This is a genomic window from Dietzia sp. E1 (assembly GCF_014145015.1).
Lineage (GTDB): Bacteria > Actinomycetota > Actinomycetes > Mycobacteriales > Mycobacteriaceae > Dietzia > Dietzia cinnamea_A.
In genome coordinates, this window is the sequence record NZ_JAALDU010000123.1 from 1 (window position 1) to 7,048 (window position 7,048).

Below are 7,048 nucleotides of genomic sequence, written 5' to 3' on the forward strand. Positions count from 1 at the left end.
CGCCGCGCGGCCGTCGACCGACCGCGTGAACGCGACCACGTCCGCGGCGGCGGGGCCGTGCACGGGGAGCGGCACGTGTGCCCCGCCGGCGAGGTCCGCCGGGTGCGCGCGGCGGATCCGGAGCAGCTCCCTGACCAGCGTGAACTTCGGATGTCCGGCGCGGGCGACGGCGCCCGACCGCAGCGGGCCGTAGTCCACGAACCGCCGGTTGTCCGGGTCGACGAGCGAGTCCTCCCACACCTCGGTGCCCTGGTAGACGTCCGGGACGCCGGGGGAGAGCAGCTGCACGGCCTTGGCGACGAGTGCGTTGTCGCGCCCGGCCGGGGCGATGCGCTCGACGAACGGGCCGATGAGCACGGCGCCGGAGCCGAGGAGGGTGTCGATCCACTCGTGGGCGGCGGACTCGAACTCCGCGTCCTGGTCGGTCCATCTGGTGTGGACCGCGGCCTCCCGCAGGGCCTTGTCGGCGTAGGCGTGCAGGCGGGCGCGCAGCTCGTCGGTCGGCCCGCCCCTCTCCGGCCACACGCCCACGACGATCTGCAGCAGGAAGTAGCCGGCGTCCTCGGCCGGCGGGGGATGGGCCTCGAACACGCGGGAGACCAGGTCGGCCCACGCGTCGGGGACCTGCGAGAGCACCGAGATCCGGGCGCGGACGTCCTCACCGCGCTTGGTGTCGTGGGTGCTCAGCGCGGTCATGGCCAGCGGTGTGGCGCGGGCGCGTTCGGCCATCGCCAGGTGGAACGCCTCGACGGGCAGGCCCATCCGCCCGGGGGAGCCGCCGACCTCGTTGAGCGAGACGAGCCGCCCGAGCCGGTAGAACAGCCGGTCCTCCTCGGCCTTCGCGGTGGCGGCGCCGGTGACCTGCGCGAGCCGGGTGGAGGCCTCCCCGCCGCGGGCGAGTGCGCGGGCCACGAGCCGTAGTGCGGGCGCGAGCCCGGGCCGGTCGCGGCGCAGGCGATCGAGGATGGCCGGGAGGGTGCCCCGCAGGACGGGATAGTCGGCCCGGTAGAACGGCGTGTGCGCGATCACCGAGACCAGGGCCTCGCGGAGGTCGACCTCCTCGACGTCGTCGCTCGTCGATCCGCCGTGCCCGACGGCGGCCTCGCGGCGCACGGCGCGGGAGAGCCGGGCCAGTTCGGGGGCGAGGTCCTCGGCGACGATCTGCCTCTTGAGCTCGGCGGACCGGGCATGGACCTGCTCCTCGTCGCCCGGGGCGCCGCAGTACCGCGTGGCGAGCTCGGACAGTCGGGCCTCGCCGGCGGGGTCGACGAGAAGCTGGTCGATGAGCCGCAGCGCGTCGTAGCCGGTGGTGCCGTCGACCCCCATGGCGGGCTCGAGGATCTCGTCGGGCGCGAGGATCTTCTCCACCAGCACGAGCCGGTCCGGTCCGACGAGGTCGCGCAGCCGACGCGCGTAACCCACCGGGTCGGACAGCCCGTCCGGGTGGTCGACGCGGATGCCGTCGACGAGGTCCTCCTCGCACCAGCGACGCACCTCGGCGTGGGTGGCGTCGAAGACCTCGGGGTCCTCCTGGCGCAGTCCGGCCAGCCCGGTGACGGTGAAGAACCGCCGGTAGCCGAGCAGCGGCTCGCGCCAGTGGACGAGCCGGTAGTGCTGGCGGTCGTGGACCTGCTGCGCGGTGCCGTCCCCGGTCCCCGGGGCGACCGGGAAGCGGTGGTCGTAGAAGTGCAGCTCGGCCTCCCCGCTGGGGGAGTCGTCAGGGGCGACGACGACGAGGTCGGCCACGTCGTCCGGGGAGCCCAGGACGGGGATCGCGATCCTGCCGTCGGCCCCGTTGGCCTCCTCGGTGTCGAAGTCGAAGAAGCGGTGGTACGCCGAGTCGGGGCCCCGCCGCAGCGCGTCCCACCACCAGGGGTTGGCGGCCGGCTCGTCCACGCCGAGGTGGTTGGGCACGATGTCGGCGATCAGCCCCAGCCCGTGGACGCGGCACGCCGCGCGCAGGGACCTCAGGGCGTCGATCCCGCCCAGCTCGGGCGAGACCTCGGTGGGGTCGACGACGTCGTATCCGTGGGTCGAACCGGGCGTGGCGGTCAGGACGGGCGAGAGATACACCGCGCCCACCCCGAGGTCGGCGAGGTAGGGCACGAGGCCCTCCGCGTCGGCCAGGGTGAAGCCGCGGCCGTCGGGGTCGGAGGCGGGGGTGCGCAGCTGGAGGCGGTACGTGCTGGAGAGCACGTCGACCCGGGCCCGCAAGTCCGGTCCCGCGCCGTTCGCGGCGTAGCTCATCAGCGCAGCTTCCGGAGGACCGCCGTGCCGCGGCCGTCCACGACGAGGGTGCCGTCGGAGGGCAGGTCCCCGTTGTGGTCGCCGGCGGGCCGGGTGGTGTCCAGGACGATCTCCCACGCCTCGGCGTACTCCGGGCCGAGCAACGAGAAGTGGATGGGTTCGTGGTGGGCGTTGAACAGCATGAGGAACGAGTCGTCGATGATCCGCTGCCCACGCTCGTCCGGCTCGCGGATGCCCTCGCCGTTGAGGTAGACGGCCAGGGACTTGCCGAAGCCGGAGTCCCAGTCCTTGCTCGTCATCTCCGAGCCGTCGGGGGCGAACCACGCGATGTCCTGCGGGTCCTCCTCGCCGCGCACCGGGGTGCCGAAGAAGCGTCGACGCCGGAACACGGGGTGGTTCTTCCGCAGGTGGACGAGCTCGCGGGTGAAGGCGAGCAGGTCCTCCTGCTCCTCGTCGAGGTCCCAGTTCATCCACGACGTCTCGTTGTCCTGGCAGTAGACGTTGTTGTTGCCGTGCTGGGTGCGCGCGATCTCGTCACCGTGGGCGATCATCGGCGTGCCCTGCGAGAGGATGAGGGTCGTGAGCAGGTTGCGCTTCTGACGGCGGCGCAGGGCGAGGATCTCGGGGTCGTCGGTGGGCCCCTCGACGCCGCAGTTCCAGGAGCGGTTGTGGCTCTCGCCGTCGTTGTTGTCCTCCCCGTTGGCCTCGTTGTGTTTCTCGTTGTAGCTGACGAGGTCGTTGAGGGTGAAGCCGTCGTGTGCGGTGACGAAGTTGATCGACGCGGTGGGGCGCCTGCCGGTGGCCTCGTACAGGTCGGAGGAGCCGGTGAGGCGGGAGGCGAACTCGCCCAGGGTGGCGGGCTCGCCGCGCCAGAAGTCGCGCACCGTGTCGCGGAACTGGCCGTTCCACTCCGTCCACAGGGGCGGGAAGTTGCCCACCTGGTAGCCGCCCTCACCGACGTCCCACGGCTCGGCGATGAGCTTGACCTGGCTGACCACCGGGTCCTGCTGGACGAGGTCGAAGAACGAGGACAGCCGGTCGACCTCGTGCAGGCCGCGGGCCAGCGACGAGGCGAGGTCGAAGCGGAAGCCGTCGACGTGCATGTCGAGGATCCAGTACCGCAGCGAGTCCATGATGAGCTGCAGCGAGTGCGGGTGCCGGACGTTGAGGGTGTTACCGGTCCCCGTGTAGTCCATGTAGAACTGCTCGTCGCCCTCGACCAGGCGGTAGTAGGCCTGGTTGTCGATACCGCGGAAGCCGATGGTGGGCCCCAGGTGGTTGCCCTCGGCGGTGTGGTTGTAGACCACGTCGAGGATCACCTCGATGTTCGCCTCGTGGAAGGCCTTGACCATGGCCTTGAACTCGCTCACGGCGTCGCCGGGCTGGCGGGAGAAGGCGTACTCGTTGTGCGGGGCGAGGAACCCGAAGCTGTTGTAACCCCAGTAGTTGCGCAGGCCCTTGTCGATGAGCGGCTGGTCGTGCATGAACTGGTGCACCGGCATGAGCTCGATCGCGGTGACCCCCAGTTCGGTGAGGTAGTCGATGATCGCCGGGTGGCTCATGCCCGCATAGGTCCCGCGCATCTCGGCGGGGATGTCGGGGTGGGTGGCCGTCATACCCTTGACGTGCGCCTCGTAGATGATCGTGTTGTGGTACTCGTGGCCGGGCGCCCGGTCGTTGCCCCAGTCGAAGTAGGGGTTGATCACGACGGTGGTCATGGTGTGCCCGAGCGAGTCCTCGGTGTTGCGCTCGTCCGGGTTGTCGAGGTCGTAGCTGTGCAGGCTCGGGTGCCCGTCGAAGGTGCCTTCGAACGCCTTGCCGTACGGGTCGAGCAGCAACTTGGACGGGTCGCACCGCAGCCCGTTCTCCGGCTCGTACGGCCCGTGGACGCGGAATCCGTACCGCTGACCCGGGGTCACCCCGAACAGGTAGCAGTGCCAGATGTGGTAGTCGACCTCCTCGAGCTCCACGCGTTGTTCGCTGCCGTCGTCGTCGATCAGGCAGAGCTCGACGCGCTCCGCGACCTCGGAGAACAGGGAGAAGTTCGTGCCGGTGCCGTCGTAGGTGGCCCCCAGCGGGTAGGGGGTCCCCGGCCAGGCGCGGATGAGCTCCGGGGCGGCTTGCGTCACGTCGTCTTGGGTCACGCTGCCCAAGGGTAGTGCCTATCGGGGCCCGGCGACGTCCCCGCGCGTGGAGGTCCCGGTCACCACCAGCCGGTCGCGGGCCCCATCTGACGGGCCAGTTCGCCGGACGCGGAGCGCACCCAGGAGCCGGACAGGTGGTGCGAGTCGTGGTAGACGATCACGTTGCCCACCACGGCGGGGCAGACCTCGGGGTCGCACAGTCCGTCGGTGAGGTCGAGCAGACGCACGGAGTCGAGGCCGGCGCCGGCGAGCGCGGCGGGGTTGACGGGGGAGATGGAGCGCTCGCGCGGCATGCCGCACTCGGCCGGGGTGCCACCGTCGCCGAGGCAGTCGGAGGCGCGGATCGGGCCGCGGCCGCGGTTGAGCCACGGGGTGTCGCGGATGGCGATGACCCCGATGCCCTGCTCGCCGAGCGCGCGCCACAGGTCGACGTACTGGCGGGGGGTGACGTCGGGTCCGACCACGCCGACGGGGCGGGTGGCGGTGGTGAAGACGAAGTCCGGGTCCAGCCCGACGAGCGCCGCCAGCGCCTCGGGGGTCCACTCGGCGCAGCTCTCGTAGAGCTGCTCGCCGCCGTCGGAGACCGTGGCGTCCAGGGTGAGGGGGCAGCCCATCTTGAGCACGGTGACCACGCGGAAGCCGTAGTGCCGGCCGACCTCGTCGAGGCCGCTGATCCAGTGCTCGGCGTGGGAGCCGCCGGTGAGCGCGATGGTGCGCGGGGAGGTGACGTCGCCGTAGACGCACATCTCCACCTCGGACGACTCGAAGGTCGAGATGCAGCCGTCAATGGTGCTGGCGGGCAGGTCGTTGCCCACCTGGAGCAGGGAGGGGACGTACCCGACGTCGTCGGGCGCGGGGACGCCCTCGAGGAACGCCCGCGCGCCGGGGTGGTCCGGGTCGGTGAGGGAGTCGACGTAGGGCACGGCCGAGCGGGAACCGGAGGTGGCGCCCCACCAGCCGACGGTGGCCACGCTGGCGACGGCGGCGACGACGACGAGGACGCTCGCGCGGACGAACAGCCTCTGCTCCCGGGGCGAGCGGGTCGGGCCGCCCCGCAGACGGTCGCGGGCGGCGGCCGCCGGGGTGGTGCGCCCCCGGGCCCGGCTGGCCATCCGCACCGGTCGTTCGACGTACTTCTCCGTGAGGAGCGCCAGCACGATCGACACGGCGATGATCACCAGGCCGGAGATGAGCGTGATCTCGGCCTCGCGGTCGTAGGAGAGCCACAGGATGAGCAGCGGCCAGTGCCACAGGTAGAGCGAGTAGGAGATGTCCCCGAGGCGCCGGAACAGCCGGCCGGACAACAGCCAGGTGATCGGGTCCCGGGCCGGGGTGGCGCGCAGGCCGGGCGGGAGGTTGCCGCCGAGGATGATGAGGAGCGCACCGCCGATGGGGTACCAGGCCAGCGGGCCGGGGAAGTGGCCCGCGCCGTCGAAGAGGAAGCCGGTGCTCACCACCAGGAAGAGGCCGGCGGCGGTGGTGAGCAGGCGCAGGGGCCAGGGCAGGACGATCCCGGCCAGGACGATCGCCACCAGGCCGCCGACGAGCAGCTCCCACATGCGGGCGCCGGTGTCGTAGTAGTTCCACGGCTGGTTGGCGGACTGCCCGAGTACGGCCCACCACGCCGAGGTGGCGGTGCCCGCGGCCACGATGCCGACGAGGACCCACTTCGGGGTGCCGCGGCGGACGAGCCGGCGCCACAGCAGGCTCACGCCGAGGATCACCGCGAGGGCCACCAGGTAGAACTGGCCCTGGACGGACATCGACCACAGGTGCTGCAGCGGGGAGATGGTCGCGTCGGCGGCCGCGTAGTCCGAGGCGGTGAGCGCCAGCTCCCAGTTCTGGTAGTACAGCAGCGAGGCCAGGGTCTGCTCGAAGATCGCCGACCACTGGGTGGGCGGTTTGATGAGCACGGTGCCGAGGACGGTCGCGGCGACGGTCACCACCAGCGCCGGGTAGAGCCTGCGGACCAGGCGCTTGAGGTGTGGCAGCGGGTTGAGTGGCGTGTCCGGGTCACCGGCGCCGCGCAGGAGCGAGCCGAGGAAGAAGAACCCGGACAGGGTGAGGAACACGTCGACGCCGCCGGAGACGCGGCCCATCCAGACGTGGAACACCACGACCAGTGCGATCGCGAGGCCGCGCAGGCCGTCGATGTCGTGCCGGTAGGCCATCGTCCCGCGGCGCCGGGGGGCGGGCGCGGGAGTAGGGATGGAGGCCACTGGCTGGTACTTCCTGACGTCTCGTCCGGGGGTCGCGGATGGCCCGGCCCGGCATCCGGGCACCACGCCGGGCGGGGCGGAGCCGGGTCCGATTACACCACAGCGGGTCGGCGTCACCGCCGTTGGTACAGTCGGGCCACATGACCGGCCCGTCGTCGCCAGGTGTCGTGCGTTCGTCCGACCGTACGCCCGGCACCGCCCCACGCGCGGCGGGCACGCTCCTCGCCGTCGTCGCCCCGTTTCTCGCGGCTCTCACACTGTGGGCCGTCGCGGCCCCACGCTCCGAGCTGCTGTCCGTCGGCGACGGGCGCGGCCTGCGGCTGGCCGATTCGGGGGCGGACGGCGGCAGCCAGCTGCTCACGCTCGTCGTGCTCACCGGCTCCGCCACGGTGTGCGCGGTGCTCGTGCTCTGGCACCGCCATCCCCGCCTGCGGCGGC

Annotated in this window: 3 protein-coding genes and 1 pseudogene; 1 reads left to right on the top strand and 3 read right to left on the bottom strand. The window is 71.9% G+C overall.

Going from position 1 to position 7,048, the window contains the following annotated elements:
* The 3 genes from treY to G6030_RS05230 form a co-directional block, all read right to left on the bottom strand.
* Nucleotides 1-2,247: malto-oligosyltrehalose synthase (gene treY, locus G6030_RS05220; RefSeq protein ID WP_182642423.1), on the bottom strand; the 2,247-nt coding region annotated here is incomplete at its 3' end.
* Nucleotides 2,247-4,391 carry a glycogen debranching protein GlgX gene (gene glgX, locus G6030_RS05225; RefSeq protein ID WP_347238587.1) on the bottom strand — a complete coding sequence of 715 codons (2,145 nt, stop codon included), beginning with the start codon at nucleotides 4,389-4,391 and terminating at the stop codon, nucleotides 2,247-2,249. The genes glgX and treY, both read right to left, overlap by 1 nt.
* 59 nt (nucleotides 4,392-4,450) lie before the next feature.
* Nucleotides 4,451-6,610 carry an acyltransferase family protein gene (locus G6030_RS05230; protein ID WP_182642424.1) on the bottom strand — a complete coding sequence of 720 codons (2,160 nt, stop codon included), beginning with the start codon at nucleotides 6,608-6,610 and terminating at the stop codon, nucleotides 4,451-4,453.
* 140 nt (nucleotides 6,611-6,750) lie between these two features.
* On the opposite strand from G6030_RS05230, the pseudogene G6030_RS05235 reads away from it, so the two are divergent.
* A pseudogene (locus tag G6030_RS05235) lies at nucleotides 6,751-7,048 on the top strand (hypothetical protein); the annotation flags it as partial.